The following is a 20,297-nucleotide window of genomic DNA, read 5'->3' on the forward strand; positions in this document are numbered from 1 at the left end:
AGGTGAAATGGTGGGACCGGCGCATACCTGGGCAAGTGAGGCAGCGTGTGCGTCCAGCCGCTCCCGGGTCGCGGCATGAGCTTCTTCGCCTTCCCGCCGGAGATCAACTCCGCGCGTATCTTCACCGGAGCGGGCCCGGGCCCGATGCTGGCGGCCGCGACGGCCTGGGATGGTTTGGCTGCCGAATTGTATTCGGCCGCAACTTGTTTTGACTTGGTGACGTCGGGGCTGGCCGGTGGCACCTGGCAGGGTCCCGCGGCGACGGCGATGGCGGGCGCCGCCGCCCCCTACGTCGGGTGGCTCAACGCGGCGGCGTCCGGGGCCGAGGAGGTCGCCGGACAGGCGCGATTCGCTGCCGGAGCTTTCGAGGCGGCCAGGGCCGCGACGGTACATCCCGCCGCATTGGTCGCCCATCGAAGCCAATTGTTGTCACTGGTTTTCTCGAATCTGTTCGGGCAGAACGCCCCGGCCATCGCGGCCGCCGAGGCCGCCTACGAGCAAATGTGGGCCCAGGACGTCGCGGCAATGTCGGATTACTATTCGCGGATTTCGGCCGCCGTCGCCCAGCTGGTGCCCTGGCAAAGTTCGCTGCAAGACCTGGCCGGCCGGGTCACCGGCCTGCTGGGGATCGGAGGAAAAGCGCCGGCGGCGGCGAGTGCCGCGGCGGACAGCAACGCCGCTGAGACAACCGCCGTTGCCGCACCGGGAGGAGCCGCCGCCGACCCGGTCGCGGCTCCCAGACTCGCTGCCGCCGCCCCGCTGGCTGCCGGGATCGGCAACCAGGGCACCGGCAACAGCGGCAACGGCAACATCGGCAACGATAACATCGGCAGCGGCAACAGGGGCGGCGGCAACGGCGGCAGCGGCAACATGGGTTCGAACAACCTCGGCAGTGGCAACCAGGGCAGCGGCAACGGCGGCAGCGGCAACATCGGCGACAACAATGCCGGCAGCGGCAATACCGGAAACTTCAACGAGGGCAACGGAAACCGGGGCAACGGGAATATCGGCAACGGTAACCGCGGCAGTAATAACCCAGGCAGCGGCAACACCGGCGGTACCAACGTCGGCAACGGCAATCAGGGCAGCTTCAACCCCGGCGACGGCAACATCGGTGGAAACAACGCGGGCGACGGCAACACCGGCAGCACCAACCAGGGCGACGGAAACCGGGGCCTGGGCAACGAAGGCGATGGCAACCGTGGCAGCTTCAACCGCGGCAGCGGCAACACCGGCAACGGCAACGCCGGCAACGGCAACACCGGCAACTCGAATGACGGGGACGGCAACAACAGCGGTAACGCCCTGGTCGGCGGAAACTCCGGCGACGGCAACCTCGGCACCGGAAACGCCGGCGACGGCAACAATGGTCGCGACAACCAGGGCGGCGGCAACTTCGGTGACGCCAACATCGGCAACGGCAACCGCGGCAACACGAATCCGGGCGACGGCAACCTGGGCAACACCAACGCCGGAAACGGTAACGAGGGCAACGACAATCGCGGTCACGGCAACCTGGGTAGCGGCAATACCGGGGATGCCAACAAGGGCGACAACAACTTTGGCAAGGGCAACCTGGGCAACACCAACGCCGGTGACGGCAACAAGGGCGGGGCCAACGGCGGTTCGGGCAACCTGGGTGATTTGAACCCCGGTAGCGGGAACAAGGGCTCCAACAACGTCGGCCAGGGTAACGCCGGCAACGCCAACACCGGCGACGGCAACCTGGGCAACGGCAACGCCGGGTTGGGCAACGCGGGCGACAACAACACCGGCGCCGGCAACAAGGGCAACACCAATTCCGGGTTCGGCAACACCGGCAACAACAACCAGGGCAACGGCAACCGCGGCAACGACAACCTCGGCAACGGCAACTTCGGCAACGCCAACACCGGCCTGGGCAACCGCGGCGACAACAACACCGGAAACGGCAACCTGGGCAACGGCAATGCCGGCTTCGGCAACAAGGGCAGCAACAACCAGGGTTCCGGCAACCAGGGCAACAACAACGTCGGTCACGGAGACATCGGCAGCAACAACACCGGCAGCGGCAACATCGGCAGCGGCAACGCCGGCAGCGGCAACCGCGGTGTGGGGTTGGGCACCGGCGACAACAATCTGGGCAGCGGCAACCAGGGCAGCAGCAATGCCGGCAACGGCAACATCGGCAACGGCAACACGGGCAGCGGCAACCGCGGTATCGGGTTGGGCACCGGCGACAACAATCTGGGCAGCGGCAACCAGGGCAGCAACAATGCCGGCAACGGCAACATCGGCAACGCCAACGGCGGCAGCGGCAACACCGGCAGCAACAACGCCGGCAGCGGTAACGCCGGCAGTAACAACACCGGCGGCGGCAACTTCGGCAGCGGCAATATCGGCGAGGGAAACCGGGGCAACGGCAATGCCGGGAGCGGCAACGTCGGCAACGGCAACCCCGGCATGGGCAATACCGGTAGCGGCAATCAGGGCGGTGGGAACAACGGGACCAACAACCAGGGTTGGGGAAACACCGGGACCAACAACGTCGGCTTCGGTAACACCGGAAACAACAACATCGGCTTCGGGCTCACCGGAGACAACCAGGTGGGTATCGGCCGCCTGAACTCGGGATGGTTCAACCTGGGCCTGGGCAACTCCGGAAACTTCAATATCGGATTCGGAAACTCGGGCAGCGGCAACATCGGTTTCGGCAACTCGGGCAACTACAACATCGGCTTCGGCAACGCCGGCAGCGGAAACTTCGGCTGGTGGAACGGCGGCAACGGCAACACCTTCGCGATGAACTCCGGCAACTACAACACCGGATTCTGGAACGCGGGGAACCTGAACACCGGCCTGTGGAATTCCGGAAGCAACAACACGGGATTTTTCAACGCCGGCAGCACGAACACAGGTCTGTTCAACTCGGGCAGCACGAACACCGGGTTGTACAACTCGGGCAGCACCAACACCGGAAACTACAACTCGGGCAGCACGAACACCGGGCGGTACAACTCAGGCGGGACCAACACCGGTAATTACAACTCCGGCGGCACCAACACGGGCGACTACAACGCCGGCGGCACCAACACCGGTAACTACAACTCGGGCGGCACCAACACCGGAAACTACAACTCCGGCGGCACCAACACCGGCAGCTTCAATGCCGGCGGCACCAACTACGGCAGCTACAACGCCGGTGGCACGAATACCGGCAACTTCAACGCCGGTGGCACGAACACCGGTGACTACAACTCCGGTGGCACCAACGCGGGTTACTACAACTCCGGTGGGACGAACACCGGCAATTACAATTCCGGTGGCACCAATACGGGTAATTACAATGCCGGTGGGACGAACACCGGCAACTACAACTCCGGCGGCACCAACACGGGTAACTACAATTCGGGCGGCACCAACACCGGTAATTACAACTCCGGCAACACCAACACTGGTGACCAGAACTCGGGCAACACCAACACCGGCAACCAGAACTCGGGCAACACCAACACCGGCAACTTAAACTCCGGCAACACCAACACCGGCAACCTCAACTCCGGCAACACCAACACCGGCAACCAGAACTCGGGCAACACCAACACCGGCAACCTCAACTCCGGCAACACCAACACGTTCGGCGACGCCAGCCGCCCCGACGGCTACAACTCGGGCGACACCAATACCGGCAGCTACAACTCCGGGAACACCAACACCGGCAATTACAACTCCGGCAACACCAACACCGGCAACCTCAACTCCGGCAACACCAACACCGGCAACCAGAACTCGGGCAACACCAACACCGGCAACCTCAACTCCGGCAACACCAACACCGGCAACCAGAACTCGGGCAACACCAACACCGGGAACCTCAACTCCGGCAACACCAACACCTACTCCAACCCCAGCTCGCCGGACGGCTACAACTCGGGCGACACCAACACCGGCAGCTACAACTCCGGGAACACCAACACCGGTCACCGGAACTCTGGCAACACCAACACCGGTACCGGTAACTCCGGCAACACCAACACCGGCGACTTCAATGCCGGGTTCACCAACACCGGCGACCGCAACTCTGGCAATACGAACACCGGTACCGGTAACTCCGGCAACACCAACACCGGAAACTTCAACTCCGGCTTCACCGACACGGGCAACGGAAACTCGGGCAATACCAACAGATTCGACTTCAACTCGGGCAACACGAACACCGGCACCAACAACGCCGGCTTCACCAACACCGGTGACGGTAACTCCGGCAGGACCAACACCGGCACCAACAATGCCGGCAACACCAACACGGGCAACGGCAACAGCGGCAACACCAACACCGGCAACAACAACGCCGGCACCACCAACACCGGCAACGGCAACAGCGGCAACACCAACACCGGCAACAACAACGCGGGTAACACCAACACCGGCAACGGCAACCGCGGCAACACCAACACCGGCAATGACAACAGCGGCAGCACCAACACCGGTGACAGAAACAGCGGCAACACCAACACCGGCAATGACAACTCGGGTAACACCAACACCGGCAACAACAACTCGGGCAACTGGAATGTCGGCAACGACAACACCGGAAACGGTGCCCCGGTGGGGGCTTCCGGCACGGGTAACCTCCTCGGTTCGTCGGGTACCAACAATTCGACCGGCTCATCGGGTAGCGGCAATGCCGGCTTGGGGGGTAACTCAGGGTTCAACAACAGCGGCATCTCCGGCGGAAACTCCGGCAGGGACAACGTTGGCGCGGGCTTCGGTAACTCCGGCAGCAGTCACAACGGCGTCGGTGGGGGCAACTCGGGTACGGACCACGACGGCGCAGGTGGCGGCAACTCCGGCACCAACAACGATGGCGCCGGCGGCGGCAACTCGGGCTCAGACCACAGCGGAGCGAATGGGGGCAACTCCGGTACCAACAATGATGGCGCCGGCGGCGGCAACTCGGGCATCAACAACAGCGGCGCCGGAGGCGGCAACGCCGGCTCCGGCAACTCCGGCAGCAACGGCAGCTCCGGCGAGAACAACTTCGGCAGCGGCGGAAACTCCGGCTTCAGCAACAGCGGCAGCGCTGGACAATCGGGGACGGGCAACAGCGGCGGCGCCGGAAATTCCGGCACCAACAACAGCGGCTCCCTCGGCAGCTCGGGGCAGGCGAACGGCGGCGCGGGCGGCAACTCGGGCGTCGGCAATAGCGGCAGCGCCGGTAACTCCGGCAACGGCAACTCCGGCAGTGCCGGAAACTCCGGCTTCAACAACTCCGGCGGCGGCGGCAACTCGGGCACCAACAACACCGGCGTCACCTTCGGCAGCTCGGGCGCCAACAACATTGCCGCAGGAGGCAATTCGGGTACCAGCAACTCCGGTAGCGGCGGCAACTCCGGCTCCGGCAACTCCGGTAGCGCCGGCAACTCGGGGCTGAACAACCAAGGTGGCGGCGGCAACTCGGGTACCAGCAACACCGGCGCCACCTTCGGGAGCTCGGGACTCAACAACGCGGCGGCCGGGGGCAGTTCAGGCAGAGGCAACAACGGCACCGCCGGCAACTCCGGCTTCAACAACAACGGCAGTGGCGGGCAGTCGGGCACCGGAAACAACGGCGGCGCCGGCACCTCGGGTTCCGGCAACAACGCGGCCGGCGGCAGTTCCGGTTCGAACAACAATGGCACCGCGGGGAATTCGGGCACCGGTAACAACGGCAGCGCCGGTAATTCGGGCTCGGGCAACAACGGCAGCGCGGGCAGCTCGGGCGCCAACAACAACGTGATCAGCTTCGGCAGTTCGGGAACCGGGAATATCGCCGCGTCCGGCAGCTCCGGGTCGGGCAACTCCGGCAGCGGTGGGGACTCGGGCACCGACAACGCCGGCAGCGCCGGCAGCTCCGGCAACAACAACAACGGCACCGCCGGCAGCTCGGGCAGCGGCAACGTCGGCGGCGGCAACGCCGGCACCGGCAACATCGGTTTCGGCAGCTCGGGGGGCACCAACATCGGCGCCGGCAGTTCGGGCACCAGCAACCCGGGTGCGGGCAACGCGGGCACCGGCAACGTCGGCGCGGGCACGTCGGGTATCAACAATCCCGGCACCGGCAGCTCCGGAAACCAGAACTTCGGCTTCGGCACGTCCGGGAACTACAACGCCGGCGCCGGCAACTCGGGTACCTTCAACCCGGGTGCGGGCAGTTCGGGTCTGTTCAACATCTATGCCGGCGACTCCGGTTACCTGGCCTCTGGTCTGGGCAACTCGGGCCTGCTCACGTTCGGCGCCGGGAACTCGGGCGCGGTGACCCCGGGGGCCGGCAACTCCGGCTGGCTCCTGGCAGGTCTGGGCAACTCCGGAACGCTCAACCTGGGCTCGGCCCTGTCCGGCCTGGTGGCGTTCGGCGCCGCCAATTCGGGACTGCTGAACATCGGCACCACCCTGTCCGGTTTCGCCAACCTCGGCGTCTACAACGCCGGTCTGTTGGACATCGGTTACCTGCCGCGGGCACTCTATGTCGGCAATCTTGCCCTCGAGGTCGCCAACTTCCTTCTCCGGCAACTGACGGCTCTGCTTCCCGGCGTGTGAACCGTGGCCATTGGGCGTAGTTTTGGCGGGGTGTCCAGGATGATGACCACACTCGACGGGTTCTCTGCCCACGTGGGAGTTGCCGGCCCGGAGAACGGCGTGGTGGTGGTGATCCTCGGTGCCGAGCAACGCGCGGTGGCGGCCTACGACGCGATCTGCGAACGTCTGCACACAGCCTCGCTGAGAACCGTCGTCATCGCCGCGGACCCTCGATTGACCGCCAAGTCGGTGATCGGCCTCCTCGACGCTCTGGGGGTCGGTTGGGCGGTGGTGGTCGGCGACCGCGACGGGGCCGAACTCGCATGGGAATTGGCGGCCACCAAATTGGGTCGGTTCGCCGGCCTGGTCGTCATCGATCGCGGACATCCGGCCGTGGCCGGCGCCGACGGGAGGGTCCGCGACGGCCACTGTCCGCCGGTCGAGATCGGCACCACGATGTTGGTCAGTTCGCCGGCCGCGCGAGACGCGGCGCGCGACAGTCAACGGCTGGTCTTCTCCGATTACCGCGTGGTGGATCTGGCCGGCCGCCGCAATGCCCAGGAGTCAACAGCGCAGTTGGCCACCGAGATCGTGCTGCGTACCAGCGCCTGGTAGGGCGTGGGGGGTCTGATCACGTGCCGCAATACGATTCGTCGCGCCTATCGTTGGCCGAGCTCGCGCAGCTGGTTGGCACCGGTGACGTGGACACGGTTATCGTCGCGTTCACCGATATGCAGGGTCGGCTGGTCGGCAAACGAGTGGCCGGCCGATTCTTCGCCGACGAGGTGGCCGCGCACGGTGCCGAGTGCTGCAGTTATCTGGTGGCCGTCGACGTCGACCTGAACACCGTGCCCGGCTACGCCATGTCGAGTTGGGAGACCGGCTACGGCGACATGGTGATGAGGCCGGACCTGACCACGTTACGGCTGGTGCCGTGGCTGCCCGGCACGGCGCTGGTGATCGCGGATCTGTCGTGGGCCGACGGCAGTCCGGTGGCCGTCTCGCCGCGCGCGATCCTGCGCCGCCAGCTCGACCGGCTGGCGCGGCGCGAACTGGTCGCCGACGTGGCCACCGAGCTGGAGTTCATCGTGTTCGACCAGTCCTACCGGCAGGCGTGGGCCGGCGGTTACCGCGACCTCACACCGGCCAGCGACTACAACATCGACTACGCGATCATGGCCTCGTCGCGTATGGAACCGCTGCTGCGCGATATCCGGCTGGGCATGCAGGGCGCGGGCCTGCGGGTCGAGGCCATCAAAGGCGAATGCAACAACGGCCAGCAGGAGATCGGCTTCCGCTACGACGAGGCCCTGGTCACCTGCGACAACCACGCCATCTACAAGAACGGCGCCAAGGAGATCGCCGACCAACACGCCAAGAGCTTGACGTTCATGGCGAAATACGATGAACGCGAAGGCAATAGCTGTCACATCCACCTGTCGCTGCGCGGCACGGACGGCAGTGCTACGTTCGCCGACGGAAACGGCGGAATGTCGGCGTCGTTTCGCAGCTTCGTCGCCGGCCTACTGGCCACCGTGCGCGAGCTCACCTTGTTCTTCGCGCCGAACATCAATTCCTACAAGCGATTCGCCGACGGCAGCTTCGCGCCGACGGCGGTGGCCTGGGGGCTGGACAACCGCACCTGCGCGCTGCGGGTGGTCGGACACGCAAGCAGCATCCGGGTGGAATGCCGCGTGCCCGGCGGCGACGTCAACCAGTACCTCGCGGTAGCCGCGCTGATCGCGGGCGGGCTGTACGGTATCGATCAGGGTCTCGAGCTCGGTGAGCCGTACGCCGGCAACGCCTACCAAGCACAGGATGTCGAGCGGCTGCCCACCACACTGGGCGAGGCCGCCGCGCTGTTCGGGGAATCGGCGCTGGCACGCGAGGCCTTCGGCGACGACGTGGTCGCGCACTACCTGAACAACGCGCGCGTGGAACTGCAGGCGTTCAACGCCGCGGTCACCGACTGGGAGAGGATTCGTGGTTTTGAACGGCTCTAGGCCCGCCGGCGCCGGCCCCGTGGTCGGCCTTTCGATGTATCTCGAGCAGGTGCGGACCGGGGTCTGGGACATCCCCGCTGCATACCTGCCGGCCGACTACTTCGAGGGCGTGACGCTGGCCGGTGGCATACCGGTGCTGTTGCCACCGCAACAGGTGCACGCCGACACGGTGAACCGCCTCTTGGACAGCCTGGACGCCCTGGTGATCACTGGGGGGTACGACCTGGACCCGGCGGCCTACGGCCAGCATCCGCACCCCACCACCGACGAACCGCGCAGCAACCGGGACGCCTGGGAGTTCGCATTGTTGACTGCGGCGCTGGACCGGCGGCTGCCGGTGCTGGGCATCTGTCGCGGCGCCCAACTGCTCAACGTCGCGTTCGGCGGCACCCTGCACCAACACCTGCCCGAGGTGATCGGTCACTCGGGTCACCGTGCCGGCAACGGCGTGTTCAGCAGACTTCCGGTGCGCACGGTGCCGGGGACGAGGGCGGCGGCGTTGCTGGGCGAGACCGCCGACGTGCCCTGCTACCACCATCAGGCCATCGACAAGGTGGGGGACGGGCTGGTCGTCGGCGCCTGGGACGCCGACGGGGTGGTCGAGGCGGTCGAGCTGCCCGGTGACGCCTTTGCCCTTGCGGTGCAATGGCATCCGGAGAAGTCGCTGGACGACCTGCGATTGTTCAGGGCATTGCTGGACGCCGCCCGGTCGTACGCCGCGACATGACCGCCACCCAGCTGGTCAACCCGGCCACCGAAGAGGTGCTGCGCTCGGTCGAGCACGCCGACGTCACCGCCGTCGACGACGCGGTGGGGCGAGCGGCTGCCGCGCAGCGGCGCTGGGCGCGGCTGGCCCCGGCCGAACGTGGCGCCGCACTGCGCACGTTCGCGGCCACCGTCGACGCGCACCTGGAGGAACTGGCCGTATTGGAAGTGGCCAACTCCGGGCACCCCATCGGCTCGGCGCGCTGGGAGGCCGGCAACGTCCGCGACGTGTTGCAGTACTATGCCGCCGCCCCGGAACGGCTGTCCGGCAAGCAGATTCCGGTCGCCGGCGGCATCGATGTCACCTTCCACGAGCCGATGGGTGTGGTAGCAGTGATCACGCCGTGGAATTTTCCGATGGTGATCGCAATGTGGGGCATCGCACCGGCGCTGGCCGCGGGCAACGCCGTTCTGGTCAAACCCGCCGAGTGGACGCCGCTGAGCACGCTGCGGCTCGGCGAGCTCGCCGCCGAGGCGGGACTGGACGCCGATCTGCTGCAGGTGCTGCCGGGTCAGGGCTCGGTGGTGGGCGAGCGGTTGGTCACCCACCCGCAAGTCCGCAAGGTCGTGTTCACTGGATCGACCGCGGTGGGCAAGAAGGTGATGGCCGGTGCGGCGGCACACGTCAAGCGGGTGACGCTGGAGTTGGGCGGCAAGAGCGCCAACATCGTGTTCGCGGACTGCGATCTAGAACTCGCCGCGGCGACGGCGCCGGGCGGGGTGTTCGACAACGCCGGTCAGGACTGCTGCGCGCGCAGCCGAATCTTGGTGCAGCGCAATGTCTATGACCGTTTCATGGAACTGCTCGAACCGGCCGTACATGCCGTGGTGGTCGGCGACCCCACAGCCGAGGCGACCGAGATGGGTCCGCTGGTGTCGCGCCCGCACTGGAACAAGGTGGCCTCCTACGTTCCGCCGAATGCCCCCGTCGCGTTTCGCGGTACGGCGCCGACCGGTCCCGGATTCTGGTTCCCGCCGACGGTTCTCACCCCGCAGCGCACCGACCGCAGTGTCACCGAAGAGATTTTTGGGCCGGTGGTCACCGTCTTGCCGTTCGACGACGAGCATGATGCCATCAGACTGGCCAATGACACCGAGTACGGTCTGTCGGGTTCGATCTGGACCGACGACCTGTCCCGCGCCCTGCGCGTGTCGCGCGCGGTGGAATCCGGCAACCTGTCGGTGAATTCGCATTCCTCGGTGCGCTACAGCACCCCGTTCGGCGGTTTCAAACAATCCGGGGTGGGCCGTGAACTGGGACCGGATGCCCCGCTGCATTTCACCGAGACGAAAAACGTGTTCATCGCCATCAAGGAGGAGCAGTGATCGACCTGAGTCGGCGGCTGGCGGGCCGGGTGGCAGTCATCACCGGCGGCGGCAGCGGTATCGGCCTGGCCGCCGCGCGCCGCATGCACGCCGAGGGTGCGACCATCGTCATCGGCGACATCGATTCCGACGCCGGTGGTGCCGCCGCCGAAGAACTCTCCGGACTGTATGTGGCAGTGGATGTTTCCGACGAGGAGTCGGTGAACAGACTGTTCGACGGCGCCGCGCACGCCTGTGGATCGATCGACATCGCGTTCAACAACGCGGGTATCTCGCCGCCGGAGGACGACCTGATCGAGAGCACCGAACTGGCGGCGTGGCAGCACGTGCAGGACGTCAACCTGAAATCGGTATACCTGTGCTGCCGTGCCGCGGTGCGCCATATGGCGCCCGCCGGCAAGGGGTCGATCATCAACACCGCGTCGTTCGTCGCGGTGATGGGCTCGGCGACGTCGCAGATTTCCTACACCGCCTCCAAGGGCGGCGTGCTGGCCATGTCGCGGGAACTCGGCGTGCAGTTCGCCCGCCAGGGCATCCGCGTCAACGCGCTGTGTCCGGGTCCGGTGAACACGCCGCTGCTGCAGGAGCTGTTCGCCAAGGACCCGGAGCGGGCCGCCCGGCGACTAGTTCACGTGCCGCTGGGCCGGTTCGCCGATCCCGACGAAATCGCTGCGGCTGTCGCATTTTTGGCCAGTGACGACGCCTCCTTCATCACCGCGTCGACCTTCCTGGTGGACGGCGGCATCAGCTCGGCGTACGTGACGCCGCTATAGCCGTTCAGCCGGCTGGCGGTGGGTGCATCACGACGCTGGGTCTGAACCCGTGGCGGGGTCTTGCCCGGTGGCACCGCCACCGACCCGGTGGCGGCCACATTGCCCGGACCGGCCCCCGCCCAGGATGCTGCCCGGCGCGAGAACCGCGGGCTCAGATCAGTTCAGGTCGACGATCACTTTGCCGGTGCAACGGCGCTCGGCGAGGTCCTGCAGGGCCCGGACGACCTCGTCGAAAGCGTAGACGGCGCCGATGAGGGGACTGATCGCCCCGCGGGTGGCCAGATCCTCCAGTTGAGCCAGGGCCGCCGCCCGCACCACGGAGTCGACGGCGAGCACGCCGAATGAGCAGCCCCGCACATCGACGTTGCGCATGAGCAGCCGGTTGACCGACACGGTCGGTATTTGGCCGGCGGCGAATCCCACGACCACGATTCGGCCCTCCGGAGCCAGCGAGCGCAGGCTGTCCCGAAAGCGTTTCTCGCCGCCCACCGGGTCGACGATCATCGCCACCGGAGTCTCCAATCCGGCGGACCAGTCCTCACCTACCAGCACCGCGTCTGCTCCCAGAGATGTTGCGACACGGGCCTTCTCGTCGGTCGAAACGCAGCCGATCACCCGGCCGCCGAGTGCCTTGGCGATCTGGATGCACGCGCTGCCGACCCCGCCGGCCGCACCGTGCACCAGCACCGTCTCTCCGGGCTGTAACGCTCCGCGCCGCTGCACGGCGGCTAAGGCGGTGAGGTAGTTCAACGGAAGCGCCGCGCCTCGACGGTAATCCAAGGAATCGGGCAATCGAAAGGTCGTTTCGGCCACGGCGGCAACCCTTTCGGCGTGTGCCCCGAATGTCAACGTCATCACCCGGTCGCCAACGCTGAACTCGCCACCGGGCGGCGCTTTGATGACGTCACCGGCCGCTTCCCATCCCAGGGTGAATGGAAGCTTCTGGCGCACTTGATATTTGCCGCGGGTCATCAGCAAGTCTGGGAACGACACTCCGGCGGCGCGGACCTGGACCACCAGGTCGCCATCGGGTTCCTCGACATCGGCGAGCACGACGGACGCGGGCCCGCGTTCTTCGATCACCTGTACCGCGCGCATGAACCCCTCCATCTGGATATCGAAATGATATTCAGGCAAAGTATCAAAAAAGAATGCCGCCTACAACGCAAAGTTTTAAACTGATACTGTGCAGCCATGCGGTATGAGGACCTCGCCGATATGCCCTGCTCGATTACCCGGCCGCTCGTCGTCCTCGGCGACCGGTGGACGTTTCTGCTGGTGAAGCAGGCGTTCGCGGGCACCACGCGGTTCGAGGACTTTCTGACGACGCTCGGCATCCCTCGAGGTCGGCTCGCTGACCGGCTCGACCGCCTCGTCGCAGAGGAGATCCTGCGGCGCGAGCCATACCGGGAGGGCAATAGCCGAACCCACGCGGGTTACCGGCTGACGGACAAAGGTCTTGCCCTCTACCCGGTTCTGCTGGCGCTGCGTGATTGGGGTGACCGGTACATGGCACCCGATGGCCCACCGGTGTACTACCGCCACCGCGACTGCGGCGGCGAAGCGCATGTCCGACTGTCATGCGACAAGTGCGACGCGGCGCTCACTGCTCACGACGTCATTCCCGAGGCCGGTCCTGGCTTGGCGTCGGCCGCGACCGGTCGAGAAGCCAGATGACCAAGCGACCGGCGGTGGCCGAAGCGGCTCGGTGGGCTAGGAATAGACTAGGCTGCCGTTGACCGCCAGCCCCCCGATCGTTCTCATCCGCCGGGTCGAGCAGTAGAGGTCGACGACGGCCGGCTTGGGCGGCTCCGCGGTGCCCCAGGCCGGTGGCACCGAAAGGCGGCCGATGGACATCCCCTTGCCCCACATCGCCGTCGGGCGGACCGCGGGGGTGCGGACACCGAAAGTGGCCGGGCCCTTACCGAGAAAGTTCAGTAGGTGCATCGGGAATTTGACCGGCACGGAAAGCCGACTCAGTTTCAGCAGTGAGGACGAGACCGCCGCTAGGGCGGTGCCGAACGATGTCAACGGCGATGCCGACAGCGACTGCAGTACTTGCGGAATGGCGGAAATCAGTTGCGATCCAGCCGAAATCATATCGGGGTCGCCGATTGCGCCCTGCTGAGCGAGCACTGGTAGGTCTACGGCCAGCGGACCCGAGGTGAAGGGCGTCACCCGCGCCGCGTCGGCAGCTGTTTCGGCGTAGGTGTACATCGCCTCGACATCGCGGGCCCACATCTGCTCGTACTGGGCGTCCATGGACGCGATCGTCTGGGTGTCCTGGCTCAGCGCATTGGTGCCGGCCAGCGACGCCCGGCGGGATCGATTGGCCGCGATCACCGGCGGGGGCACCATCGCCGCGCGGGCTTCTTCATACGCTGTCGCGGCCGCCTGCGCGTGTTCGGCGGTCTGCCTACCCTTCGCGGCGGCGGCGGTGAGCCAGCCCAAGTACGGAGTCGCGGCCTGGGTCATGGCGATTGCCGCCGCGCCCTGCCATCCGCAGTTCACTTTCGCGGTCACACAACGGAATCCGTCCGCGGTTTCGTCGAGGCCGTCGGCGACATTGCTCCACGCGGCGGCGGCAGCCAGCAGCGAATCCGCTCCGGGGCCGGAATGCATTCGCGCCGAGTGGATTTCCGGCGGCAGCTGGCCGTAGTCCATGGCTATCTCACCCGCACTGGGACATGCTCAGCGCAGAGACGACTGTTCCCATGATGTCGAACCTATCGCGCCGGGGAAAGGTGAATCGCGCTAAAGAGATTTGAGTTTGATTAGAGCAATTCGATCAGGGGGATCGCCATTTCGGAGGCAGTCGCCGCGCCGTGAAACCCGATCAGCCGTGCGGATTCCGGCGGTTCGTGGCCGGTCGCCAACACGGCCGACCCGTCAGTGCAGACGACCACGACGTCGCCGATCCGAGGCAGATGTGCGCGCCTGACCGGCCCGAACAGTCCGGTCGCAACGGCCTGTTCGCGGGTGTAGACGTCCGCGTGGCCGGCGAGTCGTTCGGCCCAGGTGGCTGCCACATCGGCGGTGGCGCCGGGCTCGGTATGCAGGTAGCGCACCCGCGGTTCGCCGGCGACCACCCGTACTCCGGCGGTCAGCCGCGGGTCGGTGTCCATGTCGATGCGCGCGTCCAAATCGACGTTGAGACCTCCGTGGTCGGCGGTCACCAGCAGCACCGCGTTGGCGGGCAACGACTCGACCAGCCTGGTCAGTAATGCGTCGACCCGGGTAGCGGCTTCGTGCCACTGGACCGACCGGACGCCGAAGACGTGCGCCATGGTGTCCAGCTCGGCGGTGTAGCCGTAGACCAGACCGGGTGCCGCGCGCAGTTCGTCGTTCAGCCGCTGTGCATAGTCGTCGTCGCCGTGCAACGGCAGGAACAGGGCGCCGTGGTAGGCGGCTTCGGTCAGGCCGCTGCCGATGAACCATTCCGGCAGCACGGCGCGGGCCTTGGCCCCTGCCCGCGTCAGCCGGTCGAACCACGTTGGGAGAGGCTGCCATTGGTCGACCGGCGGCTCGTCCCGCCACCGAATGTGGTTGAGTATCCGATCGGTGCCCGGGATGTTGAGGGTGAAGCCGAGGATGCCGTGCTGTCCGGGCGGGGCGCCGGTGCCGAGTGACACCAGGCTCGTCGGCGTCGTAGACGGAAACGTGCACGTCAGCTCGCGCACCCGTCCCGTGTCGCCGGCCAGTACCGAGGCGAGCAGTGGGGCGTCGTCGACCAGGTCGGGCAGCAGATGCCAGCCCAGCCCATCGACCAGCACGACCAAGACTCGGTCGACGTCCCGACGGACTCCGTCAAACCCAGTGCGTCCACCGCGTCCGGTACGCCGAGCAGCGCGGCTGCGCTGGGTAGCACGTCGCAGATGGAACCGGGCACGAGGGCCAGTGTGGCACGAAGTCAGCTGTTGAGCCGTTCGTTGGTCACCCGCAACTGCCAGCCCGTGCTGTCGGGCAGCGCGCGCGTCTGGTCCGGCCGCAGCCGCCAGCGCAGCCGTGACCTCATCGCCGATCGCCGAGTCCGGCACGGCGCAGGACCGGCCGGCCCACGGGTCGAGCACCCGGGTGACGGGCTCGGACAAACCGAGCGCGCGGCCGTGTCCCACTCGGCGTCTGGCATGCCCTCCCCATCGCGCCCCAACGTCCAACAGAAGGTCAGGGTCGCCTGAAATTCCGCGAGCCACAGGGTCCGACAATTTCTCTGGTCATGCCGCGACGCAATGTCCCCGGCGGAGCTGTTTCAGGGCAGGGTTTGACGGTATTGCGGTACTTTGTCTCGGGTTTGGGATGAGGGGACGGATTACCGGGGCACATATTCGTTAAGTGGCGATACCAGCCGCGCCGGCGATGATTTCGCCGCTTGTCGATTGAATTGGTCAGCCTGGTGAATCCGTGCTGTGGAACGGCTGGCAGCACGTGTACCGCCAGCCGTTCGCAGCATTGGGAATGGGTAATCAGTTACCGCTGCTGATCACGAGTCGCCAGCTGCCCGCAACTGCGGGATCCGGTACACACCAGAAGTTGTCCCAGTTACCAGGGGTGGAGGCCATAACGCCAGGTCCGGCCGCCTGGCATGCACTGCGGCTCGGGTAGGAAGCCTCCGTCTGAACGCTTTCGGCATTTGCCGTGCCCACACCTGTCGTCATTCCCGCCGCTAGTGCGAGCGAGCCGGCAGCGATAATCTTGGCGGCACGCCTTTTGGTGCCGAGTGCCGGCCTCTTGGTCCCATTTTTGAAATTCTTGTTGCTGGCCAACGCCGTTGACTTCATGACTCTCCTCTTGGGCAGGGGTGAACAATTCCAAACAGTGTAGTCATATGACTACACTAGCTAAGTGTAAACAACGAAATCAGCTGCGCACAAGTGACTTCCGCGGCAAAGCGGTGCAGCTCACACGGGTGCAACGGCTGAGTTTTGGTGAGCCGTCCGCAGGGGCGTTGAAGTGTGTCGCTTGTCGCAATGCAAATGTGGCTGTATTCGACAGACAAATTGTCACGAACTGTGGATCGGGGTATTTCAGGCGACCTCCGTTCCGGTTTCTCGGCCACCGTCGCGATCGCCTGACACAGCGACAGCTCATGCATCGTGGGTCAGGGGGTCCATGGCGACCAGTCCTACTCTCCGTTCGAGAACTGCCGTGTGCCAGCTGTTTTGCGTCAGAACAGCTGGTGGAAGAAGCCGGTGAGGTTGGCGCCGGTGTTGAGCAGGCCGGTGATGAGGTCGGGGGTTTGGAAGTTGTTGATGCCGGTGTTGTAGAGGCCGGTGATGTAGGTGCCGGTGTTGAGGATGCCGGCGAGGTTTTGGCCGTAGTTTTGCCAGCCGCTGGTGAAGCCGTTGGTGATGGGGTCCAGGACGGCGGTGTTGAGGAAGCCGCTGGTTCCGTAGCCGGTGTTGAAGAAGCCGCTGCTGTTGCCGCCGCCGGTGTTGCCGAAGCCGCTGCTGGGGTGGGTGGTGGTGTTTCCCAGTCCGGAGAATTGCAGCAGGGTGTAGGTGTTGGTGTAGTCGACCAGGAACGCCGATGCCAGCTCGTCTTGGACATACGGGTTACCCGAGAACCAGCTGATGCTCGTCCGCAGGGGGATGTCGAGGGAGAAGTTGATGCCGATGTGGTCGGCGCGCCAGAACAGGCCGATGTTTTGGTTGCCGGCGATGAAGGCGCCGGTGTTGAGGTTGCCGGTGTTGCCTAGGCCGGTGTTGGTGTTGCCGATGTTGTCGGCGCCGGTGTTGGTGTTGCCGATGTTGTGGGCGCCGGTGTTGTAGTTGCCGATGTTGAGGTGGCCGGTGTTGAAGGTGCCGATGTTGTGGTTGCCGAAGTTGTAGTTGCCGGGGTTGTAGTTGCCGGTGTTGTAGTCGCCGGTGTTGAAGTTGCCGGTGTTGTGGTTGCCGGCGTTGAAGAAGCCGGTGTTGTTGGTGCCGGAGTTGAATAGGCCGGTGTTGTTGGTGCCGGAGTTGAAGCCGCCGAAGCCGATTTGGTTGTCGCCGGTCAGGCCGATGCCGATGTTGTTGTTGCCGGTGTTGGCTAGGCCGATGTTGTTGTTGCCGGTGTTGGCCAGGCCGAAGTTGAAGTCGCCGAGGTTGGCCAGGCCCCAGTTGTTGTTGCCGGTGTTGGCGCTGCCGAAGTTGGTCGAGCCCCAGTTGGCGTTGCCGATGTTGGCGCTGCCTAGGTTGCCGCTGCCGATGTTGGTGGAGCCTTGGTTGCCCAGGCCGAAGTTGAAGTTGCCCCAGTTGCCGTTGCCGACGTTGCCGCCGCCGAGGTTGCCCCAGCCTAGGTTGGCGGGGCTGGTGTAGGTGATGCCGAACAGGCCGGCCAGGTTGTGGCCGCTCATGCCGATGCCCGAGACGATGTCGAGGTTGGCGGGGTTGAGGGTGGAGAGGTCTCCGGCGTTGAAGACCCCGGAGATGGCGTTGCCGACGTTGCCCAGGCCGGAGGCGAATGCGTCGGAGTCGGCGGTGAAGTTGAGCATGCCGGAGGTGGCGGTGCCGGAGTTGCCGAAGCCGGAGTTGCCGCCGCCGAAGCCGTAGTTGAAGAAGCCGGAGGAGGGGGAGGTGGTGGTGTTGAAGAAGCCGGTGCCGGCGGGGATGGTGAACAAGGTGATGGAGTTGGAGACGGTGATGCCGGTGTCGCCGAGGATGGTTTGGGGTAGCGGGATGGTGGCGGAAAAGCCGGCGGTGCCGTTGTGGTCGGCGGTGTTGAAGAAGCCGTTGTTGGAGCTGCCGGTGTTGAAGGCGCCGGTGTTGAGGTCGCCGGGGTTGGCGATGCCGGTGTTGAGGTCGCCGACGTTGTAGGCGCCGGTGTTGGAGTTTCCGGCGTTGCCGAAGCCGGTGTTGAGGTCACCGGAGTTGTTCCAGCCGGTGTTGTAGTCCCCGGAGTTGGCGAAGCCGCTGTTGGCTTGTCCGGAGTTGTACCAGCCGGTGTTGTACTGTCCGGAGTTGGCCCAGCCCCAGTTGCCGGTGCCGGTGTTGGCCATGCCGTAGTTGTGGTCGCCGGCGTTGAGTAGGCCGAAGTTGTAGGTGCCGGCGTTGAGTAGGCCGACGTTGGCGTCTCCGGCGTTGAGCAGGCCGACGTTGCTGGTGCCGGCCAGCAGCAGGCCGAGGTTGGAGGTGCCGGCGTTGAGCAGGCCGACGTTGGCGTCACCGGCGTTGAACAGGCCGGTGTTGTTGGTGCCGGAGTTGAACAGGCCGGTGTTGTTGGTGCCGGAGTTCAGGCCGCCGATGCCGATTTGGTGGTCGCCGGTCAGGCCGATGCCGATGTTGCCGGTGCCGGTGTTGGCCAGGCCGAAGTTGTAGTCGCCGGTGTTGGCCACGCCGATGTTGTAGCTGCCGTTGTTGGCCCAGCCCAGGTTGATGCTGCCCAGGTTGGCCAGGCCGAAGTTGCCCGAGCCCCAGTTGGCGATGCCCAGGGGGTTGGCGTCGCCGAGGTTGGCCAGGCTCAGGAAGTTGTGGTCGCCGATGTTGGCGGTGGCCAAGATGTTGTAGCTGCCTTGGTTGGCGTTGGAGAAGAAGTTCCAGGCGCCGATGTTGGCGTCGCCGAAGTAGTTGCGGTAGCCGATGTTGGCGTTGCCTGCGTTGTGGTGGCCGATGTTGGCGCTGCCCACGGCCCAGTTGCCGATGTTGCCGCCGCCGGTGAGGAAGTCCCCGGTGTTGCCGCTGCTGGAGAACGGGTTGAGGAACGGTGGCAGGAAGGACAAGCCCAGGCCGTTGTAGTTGCCCAGGTTGCCGTTGCCGTAGTTGAAGTTACCGACGTTGCCGTTGCCGATGTTCCAGAAGCCGACGTCGGCGAAGCCGATGTTGTGGGGCAGGGCGGTGAAGATGTCGATGCCGGACAGGTTGGAGCCGATGTTGCCGAAGCCGGAGACCACCGCCAGGGCGCCGGTGCCGGCGTTATAGAGGCCCGAGACGGCGACCCCGGTGTTCAGCGCTCCCGAGAGCAGGCCCCCGATGTTCAACACCCCCGAGCTCAACCCGCTGGCGCCGGAGGCGATGTTGAACAATCCCGAACTGCCCGACCCGTAATTACCGAACCCGGAGGAATTCCCGGCGCCGGTGTTGAAAAAGCCCGACGAATCCGACGTCGTCACATTACCGAAACCAGGCTCCCCACCGACAGAGAACAACGTATGCAACGTCGTCTCCACGGTATACGGCATGTTCTGGTAGGCGGCTAACTGCGCGTAATAGAAGTTAGGCGCATTGTAGGCCACGAAGAACGTGTTCTTGTATGAGGTGGTTTCCGTGACGGAATAACTCAGGGTGATCAGGCCCTGGTTGTCGCCGCGCCAGAACAGGCCGTTGTTGCGGCTACCGGAGATGAAGGCGCCGGTGTTGAGGTCACCGGTGTTGGCGTATCCGGTGTTGATGTTGCCGGGGTTGTAGTCGCCGGTGTTGGTGTCGCCGACGTTGAAGCTGCCGGTGTTGTAGTCACCGGGGTTGGCGAAACCGGTGTTGTAGCTGCCGGTGTTGTGGCCGCCGGTGTTGAAGCTGCCCGAGTTCCACCAACCCGAGTTGGCCACACCGGAATTGGCCCATCCGGTGTTGTAGGACCCGGAGTTGGAAAAGCCCCAGTTGCCGACCCCGGAGTTCAGCCAGCCGGTGTTGGCGCTGCCGGCGTTGAGGAACCCGGAGTTGCCGCTACCGGAGTTGAACAACCCGGTGTTGGCGACCCCGGAGTTCCACCCGCCGAAGCCGAACTTGTTGTCCCCGGTCAACCCGATCCCGATGTTGCCGCTACCGGTATTGGCCAACCCGATATTGCCGTCACCGGTATTGGCGAACCCGAAATTCAAACTTCCCGCATTCCCGCTGCCGATATTCAGGCTGCCCAGGTTGCCGCTACCGAAGTTCACACTGCCCAGGTTGCCCCCACCCAGATTCGACGACCCCAGATT

General features: G+C 65.5%; 9 protein-coding genes and 2 pseudogenes. 7 read left to right on the plus strand and 4 right to left on the minus strand.

Going from position 1 to position 20,297, the window contains the following annotated elements:
* Nucleotides 1-75 precede the first annotated feature (75 nt).
* From JX552_RS10710 to JX552_RS10735, 6 genes are read left to right on the plus strand one after another with little or no spacing between them, the layout of a single operon-like run.
* Nucleotides 76-6,558 carry a PPE family protein gene (locus tag JX552_RS10710; protein ID WP_205877355.1) on the plus strand — a complete coding sequence of 2,161 codons (6,483 nt, stop codon included), beginning with the start codon at nucleotides 76-78 and terminating at the stop codon, nucleotides 6,556-6,558.
* Nucleotides 6,559-6,597: 39 nt separating this feature from the next.
* Nucleotides 6,598-7,152: an alpha/beta hydrolase gene (locus tag JX552_RS10715; RefSeq protein ID WP_205878363.1), complete on the plus strand. Its 555-nt coding sequence runs from the start codon at nucleotides 6,598-6,600 to the stop codon at nucleotides 7,150-7,152.
* A 20-nt stretch (nucleotides 7,153-7,172) separates the two neighbouring features.
* Complete coding sequence (locus JX552_RS10720; RefSeq protein ID WP_205877357.1) at nucleotides 7,173-8,540, plus strand: glutamine synthetase family protein; 1,368 nt, start codon at nucleotides 7,173-7,175, stop codon at nucleotides 8,538-8,540.
* Nucleotides 8,521-9,267, plus strand: coding sequence for a gamma-glutamyl-gamma-aminobutyrate hydrolase family protein (locus tag JX552_RS10725; RefSeq protein ID WP_277396060.1), 747 nt, complete (start codon nucleotides 8,521-8,523; stop codon nucleotides 9,265-9,267). Before JX552_RS10720 ends, JX552_RS10725 begins: the two co-directional genes overlap by 20 nt.
* Nucleotides 9,264-10,631, plus strand: a complete 1,368-nt coding sequence (locus tag JX552_RS10730) for an aldehyde dehydrogenase family protein (RefSeq protein ID WP_205877359.1) — start codon at nucleotides 9,264-9,266, stop codon at nucleotides 10,629-10,631. The genes JX552_RS10725 and JX552_RS10730 overlap by 4 nt, the downstream gene beginning before the upstream one ends.
* Nucleotides 10,628-11,404 carry a 3-oxoacyl-ACP reductase gene (locus tag JX552_RS10735; protein WP_205877361.1) on the plus strand — a complete coding sequence of 259 codons (777 nt, stop codon included), beginning with the start codon at nucleotides 10,628-10,630 and terminating at the stop codon, nucleotides 11,402-11,404. Before JX552_RS10730 ends, JX552_RS10735 begins: the two co-directional genes overlap by 4 nt.
* A gap of 156 nt (nucleotides 11,405-11,560) precedes the next feature.
* Here the strand turns inward: JX552_RS10735 and JX552_RS10740 are convergent, their stop codons facing one another.
* Nucleotides 11,561-12,514, minus strand: coding sequence for an NADPH:quinone oxidoreductase family protein (locus JX552_RS10740; RefSeq protein WP_205877363.1), 954 nt, complete (start codon nucleotides 12,512-12,514; stop codon nucleotides 11,561-11,563).
* 84 nt (nucleotides 12,515-12,598) lie between these two features.
* On the opposite strand from JX552_RS10740, the gene JX552_RS10745 reads away from it, so the two are divergent.
* Nucleotides 12,599-13,081 carry a winged helix-turn-helix transcriptional regulator gene (locus tag JX552_RS10745; RefSeq protein ID WP_205877365.1) on the plus strand — a complete coding sequence of 161 codons (483 nt, stop codon included), beginning with the start codon at nucleotides 12,599-12,601 and terminating at the stop codon, nucleotides 13,079-13,081.
* 36 nt (nucleotides 13,082-13,117) lie between these two features.
* Here the strand turns inward: JX552_RS10745 and JX552_RS10750 are convergent, their stop codons facing one another.
* The 3 genes and pseudogenes from JX552_RS10750 to JX552_RS10760 all read right to left on the minus strand — a co-directional run.
* Nucleotides 13,118-14,068, minus strand: coding sequence for a PPE family protein (locus JX552_RS10750; RefSeq protein WP_205877367.1), 951 nt, complete (start codon nucleotides 14,066-14,068; stop codon nucleotides 13,118-13,120).
* A 110-nt stretch (nucleotides 14,069-14,178) separates the two neighbouring features.
* A pseudogene (locus JX552_RS10755) lies at nucleotides 14,179-15,293 on the minus strand (alkaline phosphatase family protein).
* Between the two features lie 1,275 nt (nucleotides 15,294-16,568).
* A pseudogene (locus JX552_RS10760) lies at nucleotides 16,569-20,282 on the minus strand (beta strand repeat-containing protein); the annotation flags it as partial.
* Nucleotides 20,283-20,297: the final 15 nt, after the last annotated feature.

The organism is Mycobacterium gordonae (assembly GCF_017086405.1).
GTDB lineage: Bacteria > Actinomycetota > Actinomycetes > Mycobacteriales > Mycobacteriaceae > Mycobacterium > Mycobacterium gordonae_D.